The organism is Marivibrio sp. (assembly GCF_040218065.1).
Lineage (GTDB): Bacteria > Pseudomonadota > Alphaproteobacteria > UBA8366 > Aestuariispiraceae > Marivibrio.
On sequence record NZ_JAVJQE010000004.1, the window covers coordinates 168,127 to 191,638 of the forward strand.

Below are 23,512 nucleotides of genomic sequence, written 5' to 3' on the forward strand. Positions count from 1 at the left end.
GAGAGACCATGCCGATACCCCTCATTCCCTTCGTCGCCGGCGCCGTGCTCGGCGGCTTGGGCGTCGCGCTTTACCGGGATCAGAAGCTGCGCGCCGCGGTGAAGCGCACGGCGCAGGACCTGCCGGACAGGGCGCGACAGGCGGCCGACGACGTCTCCTCAAGCGTCAGTGGCGCCTTCCGCGATCTGCGCGGCGGCGGGGCGTCGTCGACCCAAACGGCGGCCAAGAAGACGGCGGCGAAGAAATCGACGGCCAAGAAAGGCGCGGCCAAGAAAGCCGCCGTCAAGAAGGCGGGGGTCAAGAAGTCCGGCTCTAAGAAGGCGTCGGCGAAGAAGGCGTCGGCGAAGAAGGCCGCCGCCCAGCAGCCGGCCGCCAAGGAAGGGCCGCCGCCTGGCGGCGAGAGCTGATTGGTGAGAGCTGATTGGCGAGAGTTGATCGGCGAAGGCGGATCGGCTCAGCGCACCAGCGTGCGCTGATAGCGGACCATGTGCGCGCCGGCCAGCGCCACGAAGACCGTGCCGAAGGCGATGTGCTCCTTCTTCCGGCCGAGGAAGCCGTAGGTCAGCGACGTGGCGAGCGAGGCCATCATGCCGACCTTCGTCGCCTGGTTCAGGCGCCGGGACAGGGGCGAGCGGCCCGCGCGCACCGCCTCCGCCCGCTCGGTGCAGATCGCCTCCAGCTGGTCCTCCAACGCCTCCGTCTCCACCGTTTGCGGGTCGTAGCTGACGATCAGGCAGCCGGCGCCGCGGTTGTGCCGGGCCTCCAGAACGCCATCCAGAGCGGCGGCCGCCTCGACGGCTTCGCGCCCGAACCGGGCGGACTTCAGACGCGGGGCGCGCACGCGAATGCGACCCTGGACGGTGCTGACGATCATGGAAAGGCGTCGCTCCAACCGGTGGATTGAGGTTGCGAATGATATCCACTCGCAATATGCTGTCAATCGTCGAAAGAGCGCGGACGCCGCCGTTTGTCGCCCTGATCTGGGGCTAGGGTGATCGGCCGTCCGCCTGAGCGGAGCGCCGTCGATGACCGACTACCACCATCACGTCCCGGGCCGTCTGCGCGTTCGCCGCGCCGGCTTCCGTCATGAGGGCGCGGCGCGGCGTTTCGTGCTGCGCCGGCTGCGTGCGCTGCACGGCGTGCGCGACGTGCGGCTGAACCCCAAGGCCGCCAGCGTCACCGTCGCCTATGATGCGGAGCAGACGGACGCAGCCCACATCCTCGCCTTCATCGACCGGGAGTTCGCGTTGAAGCCGGCCCCGGCCGGTCCCGGCGCCGCGCCGGTTCCCGCGGTCCGCCGCGCGCGCCCGCGCCGCGCCCCCGCGCTCGGCGCCGACCCGCTGATCGGTCAGATCGGCAAGATGGCGCTCAGCGTGTTGGTCAACAAAGGCGTCAGCTACTCGATCTCCTCCCTGCTCGGCGCGCGCTCCTGATTCGTCCGGCGTCGGACGGCGGTCTGGATGCCGAGAGCGCAAAGCGCTCTAGTAGGCGCCCTTCGCTTGCGATGAGGTCGGGCTGGCGCCCGTCGCGCGGGTCGCCGTAGACGTCGCCTCGTCTCACGAGCCGCCGCCGCATGGATTCCTTCTGCTGGGCTGCTACAGGAAGACGTCACAGCGCCTTGTTACAGCAGCCCGTTCAGCTTCGGGCGCCGTCGCCTAAATCATTGAATTTTGGGAGAGAATCAAAAAACCGGCGGCGCAGGGCTGGGGGACTAGGACGCAACCTGATCTCCCGAAACCGCAGGAATCTCCCGTTTTCTCGACGCCGGCGACGGCCTCGTCACAAGAGTATGTCGCATCGGAAGCACGCAGTCCAGCGGGTCATATGGGGCAGGGAGTGCTGTGCGAAACCGGAGAAAAGAGGGAGAGAATCATCGGGAACCCGTGTAGCGACAGGGCGCGTCAGTCGGGCTTGTCGTATGCAGGTCCGATTGTCCGAAATGACCCATCTTGCAGACGATTGTCGGCTCAGGACAGCACGCCCGGTCGTGACGCCTTTCGGAAGAAACGTGATGTGTCTTTGGGGACACAGATGTGTGCTCGGCGCACGAGCGTCGCAGCCATCTTTCAGATCGGCGAGACGGGCGCGTCCATCACTTGCGCTCGGTCGCTGCGCGGCGTGACCTTGAAGAGGCGTTTGTAGGCGCGCGAAAAGTGCTCGGGCGAGCTGTAGCCCACGGCGACGGCGATCTCGGTCACCGGCAGGTCCGTCTGCTGCAGCAGACGGTGCGCCTCGCGCAGCCTGAGGGCGCGATAGTATTCGAGCGGGCTCATCCCCGTCTCGCGTCGGAAGGCGCGTTCCATCGTGCGGCGGGCGACCTCGGCGCGGCGCGCGATCTCGCTCAGTGCAAGCGGCGTCTCAAGGCTGTCGGCCATTGCAGCGACGGCGCGGCCCAGAGCCTGCGAGCGCGTCGACGGCGCGGCGAGGTTCCGATCCTCCGGCAGGGCGTCGGCCGAGCGGACGGGCGCATGCAGCAGCATCTTTCGCAGCCGCTCGCCGTCGCGCGCGCCGATCCGACGCTCGATCCAGCGCAGCATCATATCTCCGGCCGCCGCGCCCCCGGCGCAGGTCGGACGGCCCGGCGACAGCGCATAGAGCCGCGGCGAGGCGAGGACGCCGGGGTAGCGTTCGCGAAAGCCGGTGAGATTGTCCCAGTGAACCGAGGCCACCACGCCGTCCAGCAGGCCGGCGGCGGCCAGAATTTCCGCGCCGGCCTCGACTCCGCCGACCTCGACGCCGAAGCGCGCCTGACGGCGCAGCCATTTGAGCGTCTCCTCGGAAGCTGAAAGGCGCTTCGCGTCGAATCCGGCGACGACGAAGACCGTGTCCAGCTCTCCCGCTTCGGCGAGCGATCGGTCCACCGGCGCCGGAACGCCGTTCGAGGCGCGCACCGGGTCGCCGTCGACCGAGAGCGTGCGCCATTCGAAGACCGGCCGATCGCACAGCCAGTTCGCGATCGACATCGGGTCCAGCAAGAGGCCGGCGGTCATAAGGGTGAAGTCGGGCGTCAGGAAGACCCCGACCCTGCAGGGACGCTGCGGGCTTGGCACGTTAGGTCCTTTATCGTGGTCGCGGTCGACGATGCGCATGATAACGCGGGCTCGCCGGGGCGGGCGACCGATCTCTCGCCGGGTGCGCGAGGGTCGGGCCGGCGACCGCTCAGACGCGCCTCAGCGGCGCGCCCGGGCGTTGCTCCTCTCGCCATGTCGGCGTCGCGACGAAGCGGGCGCCCTCCTCGCGCGGAAGCGGGCGGCCGCGAAGCAGATCGGCCGCGCGCTCTGCGATCATCGCGGTCGGTGCGTTGAGGTCGCCGCTCGTCGCTTCCGGCATCACGGAGGCGTCGACGATGAAGAGGCCCTCCAGGCCGTGAACGCGTAACTCAGGGGATACGACGGCGCGCGGGTCCTTCGCGCCGCCCATCCGGCACGTTGCGGAGGGGTGATAGGCGCTTTCCGCCTTGTCGCGTACGAAGGCGTCTATCGCATCGTCCGTCACGCAGTCCGGCCCGGGGGAGAGTTCACCGCCGCGAAACGGGTCGAAGGCCGGCTGGGCGAAGATCTCCCGCGTCAGTCTTACGCACGCCCGAAAAACCTCGAGGTCGCTGTCATGGGAGAGATAGTTGAAGCGCACGCGCGGCGGCGCCTCCGGCGCGGGACCGTTCAGGCGCACCCAGCCGCGGCTCTTCGATCGCTTCGGCCCGACATGGACCTGGAAGCCATGCCCTTTGTGGAACGATTTCCCGTCGGAGGACATGGCGATCGGCAGAAAATGATACTGAATATCTGGAAAGCGAACGCCGGCGCGCGAGCGGATGAAGGCCCCGGCCTCGAAATGGTTCGAGGCGCCCAAGCCGCTGCGCGTCGAAAGCCATCTGATCCCGACGGCCGCGCGCCCCCAAAGCGACAGGGCCGGGGACAGCGAGACAGGCTGCACGCACGCCTGCTGCAGGTAGACTTCCAGATGGTCGGTCAGGTTCTCGCCGACGCCGGGGGAGTGATGGACGACGCTCACCTCGTGGGCCTGAAGTTCTGAGGCGGGGCCGACGCCCGAGAGCTTGAGAAGATGCGGTGACATGATCGCACCGGCGCACAGGATGACGGCCCGACGAGCCGACGCCCGCCGGCGCCGGCCGCCTTGACGGTAGGAGACGGCTTGCGCGCGGCGCCCGTCGAAGAGGATTCGCTCGGCTTGGGCCTTCATCTTAACCGCCAGCGCGTCGCGTCGCATCGCGGGGCGCAGATAAGCGCGCGCCAGACTGCAACGTTCGCCCTCATGGACCGTCATGTCCATCGGGGCGAACCCTTCCTGCTGCGCGCCGTTCATGTCCGCGCTGAGGGGGTAGCCGGCCTGGGCGCCGGCCAGCATGAAGGCGTGGCAAAGCGGGTTGGTCAGCGTGCCGCGTCTCGTCTTCAGGGGGCCGTCGCCGCCGCGCCAGTCGTCGGCCCCGCCGGCGAATGTCTCGGCGCGCTTGAAGTAGGGCAGCACGTCGGCGTACCCCCATCCGGCCGCGCCCTGTTCGACCCATCCTTCGTAGTCGAGCGGGTTTCCCCGCACGTAGCACATGCCGTTGATCGTCGACGAGCCGCCTAGCCCTTTGCCGCGCGGCAGCTTTACCCGCCGGCCGTTCATGTGCGGCTCCGGTTCGGTGTAGAGGCCCCAGTCGAAGCGCTTCATGTTCATCGGGATAGACAGCGCCGCCGGCATGCGCGTCCAGATGCTGCGGTCCGATCCTCCGGCCTCCAAGAGACAGACCGTGACGCCCGCGTCCTCGGTCAGCCGCGCCGCCAGGATCGACCCGGCTGTGCCGGCCCCGACGATCACGTAGTCGAAGCTCTCGCTCGGGTCGCTCTCAGCCATAGCGGGCCTCCTCCAATTCTGCGAAGCGCACACCCCGCGACACGGCCGCCACCGCGTGTGAGAGATCCGCCGCGAGGGCGTCGATCACGCTCTCGTCGGGAAAGGCGTCGACGATGAAATGCAGCGCCGGCGGTCTTTTCAGACGGTTCAACCGCCAACCGCGGGAAGCCATGGCGGCGGCCGTCTGACCCGGCTCCGCGCCGTCGAACCGTACGGCGAGGGTGGAGCATCGCGGATCGCCCAGGATCGACGCGCCGGGGATCTCCCGCAGCGCGTCCTGCAGGCGCCGGCGCCGCTTCCGGACGGTCGCGGCGATCTCACGACAGCCGGCGAGCCCGAGATGCCGTAGGACCGCATAAGCGCCGGCGACGGGGCCCGCCGAACGCCCGCCATTGAGAATGGCGGACGACATCGGCCCCGCCGGCCAGAGATCTTCATCGTAACCGTGCAATTTCGCATCCGCCGCGCTGCGAGTGAAGAGCGCGCCGATCCCCATCGGGGCGCCGAGGTGCTTGTGCAGATCGATCGAGATGGAGCGAATTCCCGGGCTGGAGAAGTCGACCGGAGGCAAAGGCTCCCCGAGGGTGCGCAACGGGGCTGTCAGGGTGCCGCCCACGGCCGCGTCGACGTGAAGCCAGACGTCCCGCTCCACGGCCAGGGTCGAAAGATCTGCGACGTCGTCATAGAGGCCGAAAGAATAGTCCGGCGCGGACGCGACGATAAGCGCCGTGTCGGCGTCCACATGCTCGGCGAAGGCGGCGGCGGGCGTGGTGAAGGCGGCGCCGACCGGGAGCCGGCGGACCTCCATCCCGAAAAGATGCGCGGCTTTGCCGAAGCTCGGATGGGCTGTTTGCGACATGACGATATTCGGACGCATACGGCCTCTGCGGCCGTTGCGGCGATGGGCTTCCCGGGCGGCCAAGCAAGCCAGCAGGTTGCTCTCCGTGCCGCCGAGCGTAAGCGTACCCGGTTGGCCTTGCGGGAAGTCGGCGAGGGCGCGCGTCATTGCGAGCACGCTGTCGGCAATGTGGTCGAGGCTGGGCAACACCGCCTGATAAAAGAGACTCTTGGCCCCGAAATGATAAGCGGCGGCGCGCCCGAGCGTCGCCAACGAGTCGTCGCCCAGCGCCGTCGGCGCCTGCGCCCAGCAGGAGAACTGCCCGGCCTGTTGCGAGACCGCCGCAAGGTCGCACGCATGCAGGGCGCCGATCTCCGCAAGAGCGTCGCCGGCGTTCCAACCGCCGCTCAGAAACGCCCTTAACACCTCGTCGGGCGAGAGCGTCGTGCTCATGGGACGATCGTGAAATATTTCACCACCCGTTCCTCTTGGCGCCAGACGCCGCGAAAGCCCTTCGGCAACAGAAACGCCGCGCCGGGGCCGAAAACCTGGCTTGCGCCGTCCGGGTAGTCGAGGGCGACGGTTCCCTCGATCAGGACCATGAATTCGTCGACCGGATAGGACTCGTAGGCCTCCTCGTAGGCGCCCGCCTCCCATGCGCCGACCCGAACGCCGGTGGACGGGCGCTCGATCAGCGCGCGTTCGCGCTCATCAGGCGCCGCGCCGCCCGCGCGGACGGCCTTCTCGCCGATTTCGGCGAGGAACGTGTCGGGGTCGTCTATTCGCACGGCTCGCATCATCGTCGTCGCTCCACCCCCTTAGGCGCGCATCCGCGCGCGATCCTTATCGATGAACGGGATTTCCGCGGGTATGGCGGCTACCGGCCCGGCCGGCGAAAGGAGTTCGAACGACGTGGCCTCGTCGATCGTCGCCGCATCCAGCATCGCCAGGCCGATCCAGCGATCAAGGGCGGGGGAGTAGACGACGACCGAGGCGGCGCCGATCGGCGCCTGATCGCGCCGCGCGGGCCACGGCGACTCGAACGGCGCGCTCGGCGCGTCCTCCAACAGAAGGCCGGTCAGGCGCCGCGCCAAAGGCGCGCCCGCCAGGCGGCGCAGCGCCGACCGCCCGACGAAGTCATGCGGTTTGTCGAGGTCGACGAGCCGGCCGAGCCCGACATGGTAGGGCGTATCGGCTTCGGCGAAGTCGGTGCCGTAATTGAGGATTCCCGCCTCCACCCGCCGCATCTCGGAGGACGCCGTGACGTTCAACCCGAAAGCACGTCCGGCCTCCAGCAGGCGATCCCAAAGCGCTCCCGCTTTGTCGTTGTCCCGCAGATAGATCTCGAAGCCGAGCTCGCCGCTCCAGCCCGTCCGGGTTACGATGAGCGGAACGCCGTCCACCGTCGCCTCGAGGAAGCGATAGACTTTCAGATCCGCGATCCCGGGGACGCCGAAGGCCTGCAACACCGCGCGCGAGCGCGGACCCTGCAGTTGCAGCGGCGAGACTTCGGTCTGGAAGATCTCGGCCCGGAACCCGCGGCCGACCGCCAGCCCGCGCAGCCAATCGGCCGAGCCGCTGAGCCAGAACCGATCTTCGGCCAATTTCAACAGCACGGAATCGAAGACGAGCCCGCCGTCCTCGTTCGTGCAGACGATGTAGCGACAAGCCCCGACCGTCACGCGTGAGAGGTCCCGCGGCTGCGCCCATTCGAGGAAGGCGGCCGCATCCGGTCCGCGCACCTCGATCGGGCTTTCGGCGGGCACGTCCCAAAGGCTCGCGCGCTCGGTGATCGCCTCGTATTCGGCGAGCGGCGAGGCGTACTGGATCGGATAATAGGCGCCTTCGGCGACGGAGAACCTGGTGCATCCCGCCTCCAGCGTCTTCTCGAAGAAGGGGGACTTCCGAATCCAGTAGTCGAAGGCGGGCGCGACGAGGTCGCCCGTCGGAAGACTCGGTTTCGGCGAAGCGGTCATGGCGTCAGTCTCCCTCATTCAGCGCCGCAAGCACATTCGCGTGGAAGGCCTGCACGAGATGCTCGCTCAGAGGACCTGTGGCGGGATCGATCATGTAGCGGCCGCCGCGAAATCCGTGAGAGCGCAATCCTTGCTGGGTCGAGACGTTCAAGCCCACGTCCTCGGGCCCCAATTGGTCGGCGATCCACACGACGCTCGCCTGGTCTAGCGCTGTGTCTTCGCCGTCATCGCGGTAGAAGGCGACCCGCAGCAACGACTCTTCCGGGCCCAGGGGTAGAATGACGAAGGCGCCCACGTAGGCCGAGAAAGGAAGGCGGAAGAAGGTCGTGAAAGGCCAAGCCGTCAAATTGACGAAGGTCGGATAGCGCTCGCGCGCCGCCTCGCTCACCGGCGCGCCGTAGGCGCTTTGCGCCGTCTGGGCGGCCGGCGCGGTGTAACGCCACCACGAGCCCATCGGCGTGAACTCGAACGCGTCGAGTTCGATCGCATTGGCCAGCGCCCGGTGTTCGGGACCGGAGAACTGGAGGTGATAGGCTTCGATGTTGTTGTCCATGACGATCTTCCAATTGGCCGCGATCGTCGTTTCGCAGGCATGTGTCGGCTGCAGCCTGTCCACGTCCGGCAGGAGGCGGCGAAGCTCCGCCTCAAAGCCGTCCATGCGCTTGGCGAGGGGCGACGCTTCGGGGTCCAGGTTGAAGAAGACGAAGCCGCCGACCTCTTCGACCTGCACCGGCGGGATGTCGTACCGAGAGCGGTCGAACGCTCCGACCTGCTCTTGGCGCGGCGCGTGGCGCAATCTCCCGGCCTCATCGTAGGACCAGCAGTGATAGCCGCAGGTAAAGCTGCGTTTGCCGCGTCCAGATCGTTCCGCGACAAGCCGGTTCCCGCGATGCTGACACACATTATGGAAGCCGCGGAGACGGCCGTCGCGCCCGCGCGTCAGCACGACGCTTTGGTCGAGCAGATCGCAGACGATGAAATCACCGGGCTCGGCGAGCTCGCTGATATGGCCCGCGAAGCACCATTCGCGGAAGAAAATGCGGTCTCGCTCCCGGTCGAAGATGTCTCCATCGAAGTAGTGCGCGGGGGAAAGGTGCAGGCGCTGATACCCGGCCTCGGACAAGGCGGGCGTTGCTGCCGTGCCTGACATGGCGTCCTCCCGTCTGGCGATTGGTTCTCTCTCGTCGCGGCCGATCATGACGGAGCGCCGGCGCGGCGCTTGATCGAATGCGCCAAACTTTGTCGCAGTCCCGGGGCGTGGCGGGAAGGCGAGAGGTACGGCTTTGTCCGACGGCGCCGTCGAGATAGGTGCTTCTCCGTCGACAATCGCAAGAAGGAGAAACCCATGAAGCGACTGCTTGCCGGATTGGCCCTGACCCTCATCGCCGCGTCGAGCGCGGCGGCCGACGATCACTTGGCGAGCGGCGCGGAGATCCGCGCGGCGATCAGCGGCAACACCGTTCAAGGCTCCATGATCGACGCCGGCGCCTATACGGAGTTCTACGCCGCCGACGAGACGATCAAGGGCGACGGCTATACTGGCGCGTGGTCCGTCGACGGCGATCGGATGTGCTTTGCTTATGGCGAGGATCCCGCCACCTGCTGGAGCGTCGCGATCGACGGCGACCAGGTGACGTGGGTGAAGGACGGCGAGACGGACGGAACGGGCACGATCGTCCCCGGAAACCCGAACGACTTCTGATCAGCGCGCCGCATTACGCGGGACGGCCGGGCGGCGACCGATCGCCCGGCCGTTTTTTTCGATAACACAGGCTCCATGACGCAGACGGCGCGGAGAAGCCGGCGCCATGCGCGCGCTGGAACGCCCGAAGAGAGATCTGTCGGGAAAAGGATCTTGTCTTGTCGACGGCCCGTTCTCCCGGCGGAGACCTTTCCAAGGAACGGTTTAAATGAGAATGAGAATGCGTCGCATTGACATTCTCAAGCGAAACGCCCACGCTCCGACCGTCTGAAACATCGTGAATGATCAGGAGTCATCTTATGAACAAGCGAAGCGGACTGATGACGGCGCTCGCCGTCGCCGCCGCGCTCGGCGCAGGCCCGGCAGTCGCCGCGGAGCCGGCCTCGGTCGTCGAAACCTACGCCGACATCGCGCACGCCAAGTACCAGGATTCGCTGGAGACCGCGCGCGCCCTCGGCGAGAAGGTGGACGCGCTTTTGGCCGAGCCGAACGCACTCACGCTGGCCGCGGCCCGCGAGGCCTGGCGCGCCGCCCGCGTTCCTTACCAGCAGACCGAGGTCTATCGCTTCGGCAACGTCATCGTCGACGAGTGGGAGGGCAAGGTGAACGCCTGGCCGCTCGACGAGGGGATGATCGACTATGTGGCGCGCGACTTCTACGGCGACATGTCGGACGCCAACCGCTACTACACCGCCAACGTGATCGCCAATGAGCAGCTGCAGCTGAGCGGCCGGACGATCGACGCCTCCGTCATCGACGCCAGCCTGCTGCAGGATGAACTGCATGAGGTCGACGGGATCGAGGCCAACGTCGCGACCGGCTATCACGCGATCGAGTTCCTGCTGTGGGGGCAGGATCTGAACGGCGTCGAGCCCGGCGCCGGCGCCCGTCCCGCCACCGACTTCGACCTGGAGAACTGCACCCACGGCCATTGCGATCGGCGCGGCGAATACCTCGAGGCGGCGACCGACCTGCTGATCTCCGACCTCGAATGGATCACCGCCCAGTGGGCCGAGGGCGGCGAAGCCCGGGCCGCTGTGGTCGACGATCCGGCCTCCGGCCTCGTGGCCATGCTGACCGGCATGGGCAGCCTCAGCTACGGCGAGCTGGCGGGCGAGCGCATGAAGCTCGGCCTCATGCTGCACGATCCGGAGGAGGAGCACGACTGCTTCTCGGACAACACACACTACTCGCACTATTACAACGCGGTCGGGATGCGGAACGTCTTTCACGGCCGGTATGTCGGGCCGGACGGCGCCGTGACGGAAGGGCCGGGTCTTGCGGACCTTCTGCCGGAGGCGGAGCGGAACGCGCTCGCCGCCGCGCTCGACAATTCCGTCGCGCACATGCAGGTGCTGGTCGATGAGGCCATGGCGGGGCGTCCCTACGACGTGCTGCTGGCGCCCGGCAACGCCGACGGCAACGCCAAGATCGACGCCGCGGTGACCAGCCTGCTGACCCAGACCAAGGCGATCGAGCGGGCCGCCGCCGCGCTGCAGGTCGAAGGCGTCGGCATCGAGGGGTCGGACAGCCTCGACGACCCGGCCGCCGTCATGCAGTGAGTCTGCCGATCGGCGGGCGTACGCGACCTTGGGCCGCGGTCGCCCGCCGACTGAAGCGTTGATTGCGGCGGCCGGCGCGCGCTAGGGGACGCCTTATGCTGATGAGATTGGTGAAGTTCTCTCCGTGGGCGATCGTCGCCGCGCTGGCTTTGAGTGCGGTCTGGCTTGTCCAGTATGTCGTCGCTGAGGCCGCCCAGCCTCTGCCGATAGCGGTTTTCGAGCCGGGCGAGGATCGTCCGGGCGGGGCGGCGACCAGCGACAAAGCGCTCGATCGGAACGCTTTCTCGCATTCCAGCGCGAACATGCCGTTCGAGAGGGAGCTCGACTTCAAGATCGGCAACGGGTTCTTCAAGCGGATCTGGGGCTCCGCGCCGTCTTCGACGCAGGCGGCGGATGGGCTCGGACCGATCTTCAACGCAAAGGCCTGTCAGCGCTGCCATCTGAAGGACGGCCGCGGCCATCCGCCGGCCGGCAATTATCCGGACGACACGGCCGTCAGCATGTTCCTTCGCCTCTCGATCCCGCCGCAGACCGAGGAGGATCGCCGGCTGCTCGCCGAAGGGCGCGTCAACGTCATCAAGGAGCCGACATACGGCGGCCAGCTGCAGGACTTCTCGGTCGCCGGCGTCCCGGCCGAAGGGCGCATGCATATCGAGTATGAGGAGATCCCCGTCACCCTGGCCGACGGCGAGACGGTTTCTTTGCGCGCGCCGACCTACAGCGCGACCGACCTTGGCTACGGACCGATGGATGAGGACGTCATGCTCTCTCCGCGCATCGCGCCGCAGATGATCGGCCTCGGCCTGCTCGAACTCATTCCGGAGGCGGCTATCCGCGCCCAGGCCGATCCGGACGACGCGGACGGGGACGGGATTTCCGGCCGGCCTAACGAAGTCTGGAGCCATAAGCACGAGCGTCTCGCGCTCGGCCGCTTCGGCTGGAAGGCGGGCGCGCCGTCGATCGACGAGCAGACCCAGAGCGCCTTCAACGGGGACATCGGCATCTCGGTCCCGCTGTTTCCCGACGCCTACGGCGACTGCACGGCGGCGCAGGACCCCTGCCGCGCCGCGCCGAGCGGCGCCACAGAGCGCTACGCGAACCTGGAAGCGCACGGACAGATCGTCGATCTGGTGCGGTTCTATTCCCAGAACCTCGCCGTCCCGGCGCGCCGCAATCCGAAGGACCCGCAGGTGTTGGCGGGCAAGAAGCTGTTTGCTGACGCCGGCTGCGCGGCCTGCCACACGCCGCGCTGGACGACCGCCGCCTCCGCGGAGAATCCCTGGCTCGGCGAGCAGACGATCTGGCCCTACACCGATCTGCTGCTGCACGACATGGGCGAGGGGCTGGCCGACAACCGGCCCGAAGGCCGCGCCAACGGGCGGGAGTGGCGCACCGCCCCGCTCTGGGGGATCGGCCTGACGGAGGCGGTGAACGGCCACACCAACTTCCTGCATGACGGGCGGGCGCGCAGCCTGCTGGAGGCGATCCTGTGGCACGGCGGCGAGGCGGAGCCGTCGCGCGAGGCCGTCCGCGCGATGACGACAGAGGAGCGGGAGGCGTTGCTGGCCTTCTTGAACTCGCTATGAGGCGTCGGGCGTTTCTGGCCGGCGCGCTGGCGCTGCCGGGGGCTTGGTCGCTGAGCCGCTTGGCGCGGGCGGAGACCGCGGCGAACCCGTCGTCCGATCTCGCCCTGCGCATCGCCCAGGCGGCGATCGATCGGGTGCTGATCCCGGACTATCAGGTCTTCGCTGAAACGGCCGCCGCCTTCGCCGAGACGGCCGACGCGCCGGGCGCCGCGCTCCATGATCTGCGCGCCGGCTATCACGCCGCGATGGACGCCTGGCAGGCGGTGCAGGCGGTCCGGATCGGGCCGATCGCGGAGGAGGAGCGGCATTTCCGCGTCCAGTTCTGGCCGGACAAGCGCAACCTGACCGCTCGGCATCTCGGCCGCTTCATCGCCGCCGCCGACGAGGAGGCGTTGGCGCCGGAGCGCTTCGCCGCCTATTCCATCGCGGTGCAGGGCTTCCCCGCCTTGGAGCGGCTGTTGTTCGAGGACGCCGACACGCTGTCGACCGCGGGGGAGGAAGCCGACTTCCGCCGCCGCCTGGTCGCCGCGATCGCCCGCAATCTGGCCGCGATCGGCGCGGCCGTCATGGAAGAGTGGCCCGCGCATCGCACGGCCATGCTGAACCCCGGCCCGGACAATGCGGCCTACCGCGATGCGGGCGAGGTGCTGCGCGCGTTGCACGGCGCCCTCGCCGGCGGGCTGGAGGCTGCGATCCTGCTTAAGCTCAACCCCGTGCTGGGCGACCGGCCGGAGGCGATGCGCCCGCGGCTCGCTGAAAGCTGGCGGGCCGATCGGTCGCTGCGCAACCTGTCGATCAATCTTGCGGCCGCGCGGCGCCTGTTCTACGGCGCGGGGGCCGATCCGCACAGCATGGCGGCGGTCTTGCGCGCCGCGCGTCAATCGGACGCGGCCGATCGCATCCAACGCGGGTTGCGCGACGCGGAAGCGCGGGCCGCGCGGATCGGCCCCGCCTTCGCCGATGCGCTGGCGCAGGAGGGCGGCTATGTCGATCTGGTGCTGCTGCGCGATCAGATCGCCTCCGCCCGCGGGGCGGTGGAGGGCGATCTCGCCGCCGCTTTGGGACTGACGATGGGGTTCAATGCGCTCGACGGGGATTGATCGCCGGGCCCTGCTTCGCGGGCTGGCGGGGGCCGGGCTCGGCCTCAGCCTGGGCGCGCCGGCTTTCGCGGCGCCCGGCGACGGGCGGGCGCCAGGCCTTGTGATCGGCTGCGCGCGCGGCGCCGACGGTCGCGACCGGGCGGTGATCCTGGACGGGGCCGGGCGTCTGACGCTCGACCACATTCTGCCGGGACGGGGGCATGGGCCGGCGCTGTCGGCGGATGGGCGGCTCGCGGCCGTGCCGGCGCGCCGGCCGGGGCGGTTCATCGCGCTCTTCGATCTCGGCGCCCCGCGCTTCCTCGGCCTGCTGGAAAGCCCGCCGGACCGGCATTTTCAAGGTCACGCCGTCTTCACGGCGGATGCGCGGACGCTGGTCGCGACCGAAAACGATTTCGAGGCCGGGCGCGGCGTGCTGGGTCTGTGGGACGTGGCTGGCCGCCGCCGCATCGCCGAACGCGACTGCGACGGCGCCGGGCCGCATCAGCTGCTCCTCGACCCCGGGGGCGGGAGCGTCACGGTCGCGAACGGCGGCATTCTCACCCACCCCGATCACGGCCGCGCGAAGCTGAACCTCGCGACCATGCGGCCCAATCTGCGGCGCATCAGGTTGTCGGACGGACGGGTGCTGGCCGGCGCCGCGCTCGACCCAACCCTGCACAAGGTCAGCCTGCGCCATATGGACGCCGCGCCGGATGGAACCGTCATCGTCGGCGGCCAGGACGAGGGGAGGCCGGGCGGCGACGCCCCGCTCGCCGCCGTCTGGCCCGCCGGGGGCGGGGCCTTGTCCGTGGCGCCGCTCGGGCCGGCGGACACGCGGCGCCTGAAGCGGTATGTCGGCAGCGTCGCCGTCGACCGACGCGGCCGCTTCGCCGCCCTCGCCAGTCCGCGCGGCGGGGTGGTGGTCGGTTTGGATCTGGCGCGCGGGACAGCCGTGGGCGCCGTCGCGGCGGCCGACATCTGCGGCCTCGCCCGTGACGAGACGCGCGACGGCGGCTTCTTCGCCAGCAGCGGGACCGGGCGGCTCTATGCGCTGGATGTCGACGCAACGGGGCCGCGCCTGCGCAACCTGGCCGCTCCGCGCGCCGAAAGCGCTATGTGGGACAATCACCTGGCCGCCGGCCCGCGCGTTTGATCCATGGTCGACCTCGCCCGTTGCGCGCCCTTAGAAACTACGGCGCCGACGCCCCGCCGTCTCTCCACACATTCGGAAGAGCGCTCCCCCTACAATTGGCGACTTCCGATCGTGGCTATTCCCTGCCGATGGTCGGCAGGGCTGCATGCGTCCGTTTCTGGGCCAAGAAGCGCCTTTCGCGTGAGACGGGGTCGGGCGCGTGCGCCCCGCCCGACCCCTGATAAGGTGCTCAGAATTGGAATTCGTTCGCCAGGCGGCGGTTCTCCTCTCGCAGGGCTTCTAGGTACTCAGCGGCGGTCATGACCGCGTCATCCGCCAAGTCGAGAATCCAATTGATCCCGGCGCTCTCGAAGTCCGTCATGTAGAGTTCAAAGAACGCCACGCCCACGCCCAAGTCGATCTCCTCGCCGCGATGCATTAGGACAAAGGTAACGGCGGGGATCGTCAGATCGAAACGGGCTTCGATCTTGTTGCCCTCGAGTAGCGTGGAGAGCGCCTCAGAGCCGGTCCGCTCCTCGACCAGACTCGCTACGGTCATGGCGAAACGTGCGATCAGGCAGAAAATCGTCAACGTCATTTCGTGGTCCTTTCAGGAGGTGCTTGGGGATGAACGCCGCCCAGATCGAACCGCGTTCAAAGAAGACGCGGGTCGTTCTGGGCGTCGAACCATCGCCTTCGCTGCCGCTCGCCTCTTGATCGACAACCCCAGGTGGCGTCTTCAGTGCCCCCCCGCGTCACTGCGCCCAAATCCCTTGGGCGATTACCGCTCGATAGAGCGAGCGCGGCCTCGTCCCCGCGCGTCATGCGTCAAGTGGCCTGAGGGAAGGCCGCCTTGCATCCGCATTCGCACGAAGTCGATGAAGCGGTTCCCGAGGCCCGTATCGTAGAGTTCGCGGTCGATTCTGACGCGCGAGGGATTCTCGGGGTCCATGCCTCGCATCAGTGCGTAGCGCCGGAGCGCGCGATAGGCGCGATCGTGGGTTCGCCCACGGAACGGGTCGTTCTCGGCCTCGCGTCGGGCGTGCTGCAGCATCGCCGCCAGTTCCATGTTCGAGCACGCGCGGAAAATCGGATCGTCAATCCAGCGGCGCTCCTCACGCCCATTGATCAAGACGAGGATCTCATTCCGTTTTGGTTCTTTGATCGGCGAAGGTTCGACATCCGAGCTGTCGAAACCGCTCTGGCTTCGGCGCATCTCACGCGCGACCGCACACTCGAAGTCAGTTCCGCCGGCGGCCAGCCCCTGCGCGTCGGACTGCGCGCGGGGCGACGGTTTGTTGATTTCAGCCGGCGGCGGATGATCGGCTGTTGATTGCAGTTCGTTGTCGGTCGAACGAGTTCTGCGAACGACTTCGAGGAGCGTGAGGGAAAGGTCGGCGTGCCGGCGCACCTCTCGAGGGGCGTCGGATGCGCGCACGCGCGCTTCTGTTTGCGCCGACTTCCTGAGACACGCATTGAGCAGGTCTTCAGGCCAGGGCTCCTCCGAGCCGGCTTCCGCCGTCGCGACAGCCTTTTCGAATGCAGGCCACGGCGCCGGTCGCGCTGCTCGTCCATGCGTCTCGAGATAGAGCTGCGCGGCCTTCGAGACGGCTTTTGCCGCGCGCTCTGCGGGACCTGGAGCACTGGCGCTCAGGAAAAGACCGCTTCCAAGAACGATAACGCGCGAGTCGTTCGCGAGCCGCTCAACGACCGTCCGCATGTCGCCAGCGAAGCCGGCCGCGGCCGCGAGAGCGGAGAGGCTGTGGAGATCGACCGCTCCGTCGCACCGCTCGACAATCTCGGCAAACGCACGCGGGTCCACGGCACGTTCACTGCCGATTGTAGTCCGCCTCTTCGTGCGTCGTCGCATGATATCGAGTGGGGGCATGACGCTGACCGCAAGCCCGTGGTCATCGTAGTACCTTTCCTGGTGAACGCGCCAGGCGCGGAAAAGAACTGGCTCTTCCCCGAGCGTGTTGATGCCCCGCCAGTGCCGTACGCCATTCTCGAACTTCTTGCGTCTAGTGCTCGCGAAAGGCGGGTCCAGCTGACGCAACTCGGTCTTCCGCCCGATCTTGTCGCCGCGGATCGGCTGCAGGGTTCTCAGTATGTGCGCGTGCGGGCCATACGGGACGATGAATTCCGCGTCATTTTCCACGAACCGAAGCGCGTGCGGGCCGGTGGTTGGCGGAGTCTGCGGGAGGGCGTCTCGCGAAGGAATGGCGTAGATTGGTGGGTTGAACCGGCGCATATAGCTGTGCGTCCATGTGGCCTGGCCGCGCTTGTCCGCGCGCTCGATCTTCGAGCGCGGGATCGGATCGCGGTAGCGATGGACCGCGAGTTCTACGGCGGCGCCGTGAGCGACGAACTGCGCGCGGGCGAATGAGAGCGCGAGCTCAATCTGCTGGGCCTCAGTCATCGCAGCGCAGACGGGCAGGTCGGCGATCAGCGTTTCGGCGGTGCGGCTTCGCTTCTTGAAGCGGATTTTCCCGCTACGCCGATCACGGGTGACGTTCGTGGCCTCTATCTCGTTCCACAGCGTTTCCGCGTCCGTGAATCGCTCCGAGGCTCCCTCGGGCAATAGGACGGTGTGATAAGCGAGGTCCGCTTTGTGTCCAAGGTAGTTCTTCGTCGGCGCCGGATCGCCGGGCCACGAGCGCACACGATGCGATCGTGCGATGTAAGCCGAGGAGCGCAGAACCGATTCCTGATCGGTCGCGTGGATGACTCCGGCCTCGACGAAAGCGGACGCCTCGAACGGATATCGGACGCGCCCGTTGAGGATGAAGGAGCTTAGGTCGTGAGTTGCGATCGTGCTGCTCATAGCGGAGCAGCTACGTCCGGCTCGCCGTCCTCGCAACCGCGGCTCCGAATATTCCGGTGCGTGCAGAATGTGTATCGTGCGGTGACGGCTTTGGCGGTGACGCTGGAGCCGTTGGCCCGGTCGTTGACGACCGGGAGTGGTTGGTCGTCGACGACCGAATTGGAACGGTCGTCGATGACTGGTTCGGCCGCTTTCGACGGTAGTCGATGACCGGCTCGACGACGGTAGTCGACGACCCTGGTCAGTAGATCAGCTGCTGCGTCCTCCCTTCGTGCCCCTCTCGCTGCGGTTAAAGCAGGATTAAGCCTTCTGTCGGCGCGACTTCGGTTCTCGTAATCGGCGCCTATCTCACCGCGTGTCCATCGCAGATGCTCAGGTGAGGGGAGACCCATGGCGAAGAAACACCGAAACTACCAGGAGCGCCTCACGGCGCTTGGCGACAAGAAGATTGGCGTGAACGTCCCGCATACGGTGGAGAGGCCCTTGAAGGAGGTCCTGCGCGAGCTCGTCGACGCCATTCGTTCAGAGCGGTTGTCGCTGGACGCGGCGCCTGAAGCGCTGGTCGCTGCACTGCAGCGGCGGCTGGCGCTAGCGCCTCCGGCCCCGCCCGAAGCCTTCGCAGAGGAGGGCATGTCGGAGAGGGTCTCCGGTGCAGCGGAGATCGCCCCGACGAAGTTGGTGCGTTTCAAGTATCCGCCGAAGGGACCGGCGGGGGCGGAGTGGGATCGGCGGAAGCGCCAGTTCGAACTCAAGCATTATCGGTATATGGGGCGGGACTTCTACTGGGCCCTTGAAGGGCTGGCGCGCTCGGATCAGGACACGCTCCTCGAGGCGGCGCACGCGACCGGCCTTGTCGACGATGTCGTCACCCTTGATGGGACTCGGGCGGCCATTCCCGCGCGATAGCGCGAGAGAGGCCGGTCAGCGCTGCGGATAGAAACCCTCACAGTTCGTCGATGAGCCGGGTCAACGTGGCGATGCTTTCCGCCGCCGAAGTGTGGTGCACGCCGAGCCCTCCTGCTTCATGCCACTTGGCGATGTTTGTGGGCCGATCGTCTACGAGGATCGCGACCCCCGGCCTGCGCGCCACGTAGAGTGCCTTCGCCCCCGAGTCGACACAGGCGAAGCGCTCATCTGGAAAAGACGCGTCGAGATGTGTCCGCACCCAGGCGAGCTTCTGCTGGGCGATCGCCATGACCGCCGGGTGATCGGCGCCGCGATCAGCGTTGATCGGGGCTGTGAGAATCCAGGGCTCGAAGGGCTGAACGGCGCGCCATAGCTCTTCGGCGTCTTCCATTGGCGGCAACCCAAGGAAAAAGGTCCCAGCGCGCTCGATCGCATCGTAGAGATCGGTCTTCATCGCGCGCAGCTCTGGCGTCAGCTCCGCACGCTTTTTGTTGAGCCGCCCGTCCGCCGGGAATCCCAGCGCGGCGACGCCAGCGTCGAAATCCGCCAGGACCCCGTCGAGGTCAAGATAAAGGGTCACGCTTTGCGCAGAGGAGGGGCATGGAAGGGCCATCGGTTGTCCTTCTCCAAATTATAATGCGATGGACTAGGGCGGCCCCGCCGCGCTCACGACGGGACCGTGATATCACGCAGGCTCCGCCTGCTGGCGGTACGGGCGGATGACCGAAGATTCACGGAGATCGAGCAGCGCGCGTCGGCTCGCTGCGGCGTCGCGACGGTGCGTGCGGGCGTTGGTGTACCGGGAGACCATGTCGGACGATCCCGCCCAGCGTCCCGCCTGCTGGATTTCTAGAGCCGAGACGCCGGCGTCCAGCATCTCGCTCGCAGCCCCTCGCCGCAGGGAATGGCTCGTCAGCTCCGCGACGACCTGCTCGTCGAGCCCGGCGCGGGCGGCCGCTCGACGGACGAGATAGGTGATCGAGTGCTTGGATAGAGGACGGTCAAGCAATCGGCCGGCCGACGAGACACGCCGAAAGAGGGGCGCGTCAGTCTGCTCCGGGTCATCGGGATCAAGCCCGGCGGCCGCGCTGTAGGCAGTGAGCTTCGCCGTCTCGTCCGCGTTAAGTGGCGCGTAGGCCCCGTCACCGGTTTGGTCGGTCTTGGAGCGTCCGATGTAAACCGAAGCCGTTCCATCCCGCTCGCGGAAAACATCCCCCACGCGAAGCGCCACAACTTCGCTTCGCCGCAGCAGGCATGCGGACATGACGGTCAGCATCGCACGATCTCGCAGCCCCGCGAGGTCGTGCGGGCAGGCGGCAAGCATTCGCGCCATCTCCGGCCCGTAGACCGGCCGCGCCTGACGCTGACGCGTGCCTTTGGCGCGATCCAGGCGGCGCAGGGCGAGCGCCACGAGCTTGGAGCGCGTCGGATTGCGCGCGCCCTCGAACCCGGCGGCTCGATACAGCGTGGAAAGCGCCGCGACGGCGGCGCGAACCGATGCCGGCTTCTGCTCTGCGCCGAGCCGCTCGATGAAGCCGACAATGGCCTCCGGCTTTTCGGGCAGGGCCTTATGGTTCTGGCTGCGGAGATACCCCGCGAAGCGCATCGCGGTGCGCTGGAGCAGGTCAAGCGTCGCGGGTGCGTAAGCGTCGACAGCGATCTCCTCGAATGCGAGGAGACGGCTGCGGACCTCGTTGGGAAGGGTGGGGCCGCCCAGCGCCGCCGAGAGGGAGTGGGGGCGATCTATCGTCATGGTCATCATGGTCTCCGTGATCGGTCGTCGTTCACGAAAAGCGACGGCCGATCAGGGAGACGGGCGGAGGCGTCCCCGAGCGCCAAGCTTCTGGTTGTAGGGTTGATTTATGCCGGTATATTCCCGTGCTAGGATGTCTACGGTTGCAGGATGAAGAGGCTGCTGCATGACCAAGATCACGGATCCAGATCCTGACGATGACCGGCGTCCCCGGCATCCGGACAGCGATGAACTCAGCATGCTCATCGCATTGCTCGGCCGTTTGAATCGCGTCGGGGTAATCTCCGACACCACGCTCCAAGCCGTCGTCGCTGAACTCCACGCCGTCTTGGTGAAAGGTGAGCCCGCGGGCGGCGGCCTGACGAAGGAGTTCCGCATCGTCTTCCAGGACGGCGCGGTTTTGGACAGCCACGCCTCGAAGCGGCGCTGAGCGCGAGGATCGCGGCGGCGCGCTCCGGCGCCGTCCGCCGGGCAGCGGGCGGCTACTGCGCATAACTCTTCATTAGGCGGAGTAACTTCCGGGCGCGTGCGATTCCAGACACGCGCTACTCGGACGGCTTCCTGCCGCTCCGCGTCCGGTTGAGGGTCCTATGGCCATTACCTTGGCTCGACGGCAGGTCTTTTCCGCGTCTCGGATATCGGCACGCCATAGCTCTGTCCCAGAAGTTGTGTTCGTAGGTGGCCTTGTCGGACCCAGGGAGCTTTGGGACCCGCCTGGTACATCGGCCTCGCTTCGCTCTATCCCGTCGTGATCGATAACGGCCGCCTCAGCGCCGACAATGATAGATAGGCGCTCTATTGGACGGCACGCCTATCGCTGCAGCGGCCGCCACGCCCTTATGTGATCTGGTCCGATGAACTCGTTTAGGTGGTCAGCGAGTCGCGGCGCTCTCCGGACAAGCTCAGCCCTGCGATGCGATATGGTCTGCACCGCAAGCCGACCGCTGGCGAGCCCGTGAAGGTGGACCTCGTGTCTGTCCTGAATACGCCCTGGGAAGTCTACGGCACGCCGCTCTTCGAGAAGCGGACCATTAAGAAGACAGATCTCCGACGGACACAGGATGCGAACTGATATCGGTCGCAGTCGGATAATATGAACCCCGGAATTCTTCAATGGGTGTTCGGAAATCGAGCGCCAATCGCCGATAAGGTCGAAACTCAGACAACTGCTCGGCCGCGTGTATTTCTTTGTGATCTGCGCCCGTGGGTGCTTCGTCTTTCTCTCGCGCGGTACTCAAGTGCGGCCTTCCAAGAAATTTTACTCAAATCAAGCAATCACCCTCATCTGAGGGGCGTCCGGTCGCGGAAGCGCCAATACATTCTCGCCCCGTGAGTATCGAGTCCAAGGCTAAACCGGCTCCTCTCGCCGCCGATCGCGCGCACCCGTCGCCGGCGAGAGCGCCTCAACGAATGAAGGAGCCCCCGACGTGCTAATCCTCGTCGACCGAGCCGTTTCGGCGGAGCTATCGCGCTACTTCACGCCTGACAGGTTTCAGACGCTCCTCGACACGACCGAGGAGACCTTGTCCAACCTGATCGAAGAACTCGCCCTCTTGGAGCCGGGGACCAGCGAGTACCGGCGCGTGCGGCATGATCTGCGGCCCATGACCCAGCAGTTCGGTCTGGCGGCGTTCTGGGCCGCCTTTGAGCGCCTCGAACCCGAATTCGCCATCTCGGCGCGGCGCGTTGAAGCCGCCTGCAGCCTCAAGATCCTGCTCAAAGAGAGTCTTTCTCAGCTGCGCGCCGGCTTCCCCGCTCAGGCGAACGCTCCGGCGTCCGCGCCAACCGCAGAGGTTCGCAGCCATGCCTGAGCACACTGTTCCGAGCACAAGCGGTTTGGCGCCCTATCAGGCCGCACGCGCCGCGATGATCCGCGCGTTTGACCCCGGAGGAAGTCCGGAGGCGGCCTATGTGGAGATGAGCGCCGTCCTGGGCCGGCTGGCGCCAGGCGCCTTGTCGCTTGCCGCCGCAATCCAGGGTGAGGCGGTGATGGGCCGACCCGTACCGCATGCCTGGATCCGCCGCATGGACCGGATCGTGGAGCACGCCGTCGCCGCTCGAAGTCTCCACGCTTCGGCGTCGGCGATGAGCCGCGATCTGGACGACGTGCGCACGGCGCTGCAAAGCGCGTGCGACAAGTTCGATGGGCTCCATGAGGATCTGCAGGAAATCCGCACCGGCCTCGATGCGACCAGCGAGACGTATCGCGAGCTTGAGGAGGCGATGGATCGCTACCTCGGTGGGGGTGGCGATGCGTTCCTGGCCTGGGCGGAGGCGTATCTCGAGATGAAGCTTCTCGATGCGCCGCGCTCGCACCACAGCCAGCGACGGAAGGAGATGCTGATGCGTCTGCGGTCCCATGCCTGAGGGGCGCGCGATCTTCGCCCCTCCTTCGTGGCGTGGGCAGCGATCCAACTGGAATGGGTCGGCGGTCAGAACGCGTCTCGTCCAAGAAGACCCTGAGGACAAGGCTTGTTCGGGCCCGGTCTGAGAAGACCCCACGCCGGAGCAAGCCTTCGGAACCCAAACCAACCGTAGCTCAATCCCAAGGGAAACGAGTGACCAGATCCGCGGCGATGTGACCGCATCGGTCGAAATTCCGAGCCCGACAGCGCGACCCGGCATCGACCCGCGCCGCTCGCCCTAGAAAGAGGACCAGAACAATGAAAGCTCTCAAGAACGTACGCGTCACCACCCGGAGCTTCGGCGGGTTCGCGGTCGTGCTCGCATTGCTTTTGATCGCGGGCGGCGTAGGCGTCGTCGGCATGATGCAGGGCGGCGGGTTGTTCTCTGAATACCGTCAGCTGGCGCGGGAATCGAACGCCAGCGCCAACTTTGCGGCCGAGATGATGCAGACGCGGTTGGCGGTGAAAAATTTCGTCATCGATAAATCTCCCGAGACGATTGAGGCGGTGCGCGCAAACGAGAAAGCGTTGACGGCCGATCTGAAGGCGTCCCGCAGGCTGTTCGACGATCCGGAAAAGCTGGCGCTGCTCGACGAGATCGAAGGCAAGGTGAAGGATTACGAGGCCGCCTTCGAGGCGGCGGTCGGCCACCACGCCCGGCGCGACGAACTGGTCAAAGGCACGCTCGACGTCATCGGGCCGGATCTGCGCAAGACGCTGACCGAGATCATGGAGAGCGCCTACGCCGATGACGACGCCCGCGCGGCCTTCGATGCGGGCCAGGTGCAGGAGCGCTTCCTGCTGGGTCGGCTCTACGCGTCGAAGTTCCTCGTCAGCAACGAGCAGGCGGACTTCGATCGCGCGATGGAAGAGTTCGCCAACGTGGAGCGCC

At 67.1% G+C, this 23,512-nt stretch carries 23 protein-coding genes; 12 read left to right on the forward strand and 11 right to left on the reverse strand.

The window, feature by feature from the left end; genetic code table 11:
• Positions 1 to 8 precede the first annotated feature (8 nt).
• Positions 9 to 407 (forward strand): hypothetical protein, encoded by a 399-nt coding sequence (locus RIB45_RS02200; RefSeq protein ID WP_350048310.1) that lies wholly within the window; start codon positions 9 to 11, stop codon positions 405 to 407.
• Positions 408 to 454: 47 nt separating this feature from the next.
• Here RIB45_RS02200 and RIB45_RS02205 read toward each other — a convergent pair whose 3' ends face one another.
• Positions 455 to 874 (reverse strand): hypothetical protein, encoded by a 420-nt coding sequence (locus tag RIB45_RS02205; protein WP_350048312.1) that lies wholly within the window; start codon positions 872 to 874, stop codon positions 455 to 457.
• 151 nt (positions 875 to 1,025) lie between these two features.
• Here RIB45_RS02205 and RIB45_RS02210 point away from each other — a divergent pair, with 151 nt between their 5' ends.
• Positions 1,026 to 1,433 (forward strand): HMA2 domain-containing protein, encoded by a 408-nt coding sequence (locus RIB45_RS02210; RefSeq protein WP_350048314.1) that lies wholly within the window; start codon positions 1,026 to 1,028, stop codon positions 1,431 to 1,433.
• A 633-nt stretch (positions 1,434 to 2,066) separates the two neighbouring features.
• Here the strand turns inward: RIB45_RS02210 and RIB45_RS02215 are convergent.
• The 6 genes from RIB45_RS02215 to RIB45_RS02240 all read right to left on the reverse strand — a co-directional run bounded on the left by RIB45_RS02215 (position 2,067) and on the right by RIB45_RS02240 (position 8,821).
• On the reverse strand, positions 2,067 to 3,089 hold the full coding sequence (locus RIB45_RS02215; protein WP_350048316.1) for a GlxA family transcriptional regulator: 1,023 nt from the start codon (positions 3,087 to 3,089) through the stop codon (positions 2,067 to 2,069).
• Positions 3,090 to 3,159: 70 nt separating this feature from the next.
• Positions 3,160 to 4,857, reverse strand: a complete 1,698-nt coding sequence (gene betA, locus RIB45_RS02220; protein ID WP_350048318.1) for a choline dehydrogenase — start codon at positions 4,855 to 4,857, stop codon at positions 3,160 to 3,162.
• Entirely contained in the window at positions 4,850 to 6,148 is a 1,299-nt protein-coding gene (locus RIB45_RS02225) for a pyridoxal phosphate-dependent decarboxylase family protein (RefSeq protein ID WP_350048320.1), read from the reverse strand. The genes betA and RIB45_RS02225 overlap by 8 nt, the downstream gene beginning before the upstream one ends.
• A complete protein-coding gene (locus RIB45_RS02230) occupies positions 6,145 to 6,495 on the reverse strand; it encodes a cupin domain-containing protein (RefSeq protein WP_350048323.1) in 351 nt (116 codons plus the stop codon). The genes RIB45_RS02225 and RIB45_RS02230 overlap by 4 nt, the downstream gene beginning before the upstream one ends.
• Positions 6,496 to 6,513: 18 nt before the next feature.
• Positions 6,514 to 7,671, reverse strand: a complete 1,158-nt coding sequence (locus RIB45_RS02235) for an aminomethyl transferase family protein (protein WP_350048325.1) — start codon at positions 7,669 to 7,671, stop codon at positions 6,514 to 6,516.
• Between the two features lie 4 nt (positions 7,672 to 7,675).
• Entirely contained in the window at positions 7,676 to 8,821 is a 1,146-nt protein-coding gene (locus RIB45_RS02240; protein ID WP_350048327.1) for an aromatic ring-hydroxylating oxygenase subunit alpha, read from the reverse strand.
• Positions 8,822 to 9,016: 195 nt separating this feature from the next.
• Between RIB45_RS02240 and RIB45_RS02245 the strand changes: the two genes are divergently transcribed.
• The 5 genes from RIB45_RS02245 (at position 9,017) to RIB45_RS02265 (ending at position 14,753) form a co-directional block, all read left to right on the forward strand.
• Positions 9,017 to 9,373: a hypothetical protein gene (locus tag RIB45_RS02245; RefSeq protein ID WP_350048329.1), complete on the forward strand. Its 357-nt coding sequence runs from the start codon at positions 9,017 to 9,019 to the stop codon at positions 9,371 to 9,373.
• 299 nt (positions 9,374 to 9,672) lie between these two features.
• Entirely contained in the window at positions 9,673 to 10,935 is a 1,263-nt protein-coding gene (locus RIB45_RS02250; RefSeq protein ID WP_350048331.1) for an imelysin family protein, read from the forward strand.
• Between the two features lie 95 nt (positions 10,936 to 11,030).
• Complete coding sequence (locus RIB45_RS02255) at positions 11,031 to 12,521, forward strand: di-heme oxidoreductase family protein (RefSeq protein WP_350048333.1); 1,491 nt, start codon at positions 11,031 to 11,033, stop codon at positions 12,519 to 12,521.
• Positions 12,518 to 13,621, forward strand: a complete 1,104-nt coding sequence (locus RIB45_RS02260) for an imelysin family protein (RefSeq protein WP_350048335.1) — start codon at positions 12,518 to 12,520, stop codon at positions 13,619 to 13,621. Before RIB45_RS02255 ends, RIB45_RS02260 begins: the two co-directional genes overlap by 4 nt.
• Positions 13,602 to 14,753 carry a DUF1513 domain-containing protein gene (locus RIB45_RS02265; RefSeq protein WP_350048337.1) on the forward strand — a complete coding sequence of 384 codons (1,152 nt, stop codon included), beginning with the start codon at positions 13,602 to 13,604 and terminating at the stop codon, positions 14,751 to 14,753. The genes RIB45_RS02260 and RIB45_RS02265 overlap by 20 nt, the downstream gene beginning before the upstream one ends.
• Positions 14,754 to 14,982: 229 nt before the next feature.
• Here RIB45_RS02265 and RIB45_RS02270 read toward each other — a convergent pair whose 3' ends face one another.
• Both RIB45_RS02270 and RIB45_RS02275 read right to left on the reverse strand, forming a co-directional pair.
• Entirely contained in the window at positions 14,983 to 15,330 is a 348-nt protein-coding gene (locus RIB45_RS02270) for a hypothetical protein (protein ID WP_350048339.1), read from the reverse strand.
• A gap of 183 nt (positions 15,331 to 15,513) precedes the next feature.
• Complete coding sequence (locus RIB45_RS02275; protein ID WP_350048341.1) at positions 15,514 to 17,556, reverse strand: MobA/MobL family protein; 2,043 nt, start codon at positions 17,554 to 17,556, stop codon at positions 15,514 to 15,516.
• A 390-nt stretch (positions 17,557 to 17,946) separates the two neighbouring features.
• Between RIB45_RS02275 and RIB45_RS02280 the strand changes: the two genes are divergently transcribed.
• Positions 17,947 to 18,462, forward strand: a complete 516-nt coding sequence (locus RIB45_RS02280) for a hypothetical protein (protein WP_350048343.1) — start codon at positions 17,947 to 17,949, stop codon at positions 18,460 to 18,462.
• Positions 18,463 to 18,499: 37 nt separating this feature from the next.
• Here RIB45_RS02280 and RIB45_RS02285 read toward each other — a convergent pair whose 3' ends face one another.
• On the reverse strand, positions 18,500 to 19,042 hold the full coding sequence (locus tag RIB45_RS02285) for a hypothetical protein (RefSeq protein ID WP_350048345.1): 543 nt from the start codon (positions 19,040 to 19,042) through the stop codon (positions 18,500 to 18,502).
• Positions 19,043 to 19,147: 105 nt separating this feature from the next.
• Positions 19,148 to 20,224 carry a tyrosine-type recombinase/integrase gene (locus tag RIB45_RS02290; protein ID WP_350048347.1) on the reverse strand — a complete coding sequence of 359 codons (1,077 nt, stop codon included), beginning with the start codon at positions 20,222 to 20,224 and terminating at the stop codon, positions 19,148 to 19,150.
• Positions 20,225 to 20,381: 157 nt separating this feature from the next.
• Here RIB45_RS02290 and RIB45_RS02295 point away from each other — a divergent pair, with 157 nt between their 5' ends.
• From RIB45_RS02295 to RIB45_RS02310, 4 genes are all read left to right on the forward strand, one after another.
• Entirely contained in the window at positions 20,382 to 20,645 is a 264-nt protein-coding gene (locus RIB45_RS02295) for a hypothetical protein (RefSeq protein ID WP_350048349.1), read from the forward strand.
• Positions 20,646 to 21,642: 997 nt separating this feature from the next.
• Complete coding sequence (locus RIB45_RS02300) at positions 21,643 to 22,026, forward strand: hypothetical protein (RefSeq protein ID WP_350048351.1); 384 nt, start codon at positions 21,643 to 21,645, stop codon at positions 22,024 to 22,026.
• Positions 22,019 to 22,582, forward strand: coding sequence for a hypothetical protein (locus RIB45_RS02305; RefSeq protein ID WP_350048353.1), 564 nt, complete (start codon positions 22,019 to 22,021; stop codon positions 22,580 to 22,582). The genes RIB45_RS02300 and RIB45_RS02305 overlap by 8 nt, the downstream gene beginning before the upstream one ends.
• A 296-nt stretch (positions 22,583 to 22,878) precedes the next feature.
• Positions 22,879 to 23,512, forward strand: a 634-nt coding sequence (locus tag RIB45_RS02310; RefSeq protein ID WP_350048355.1) for a hypothetical protein, incomplete at its 3' end; no start/stop codon positions are given.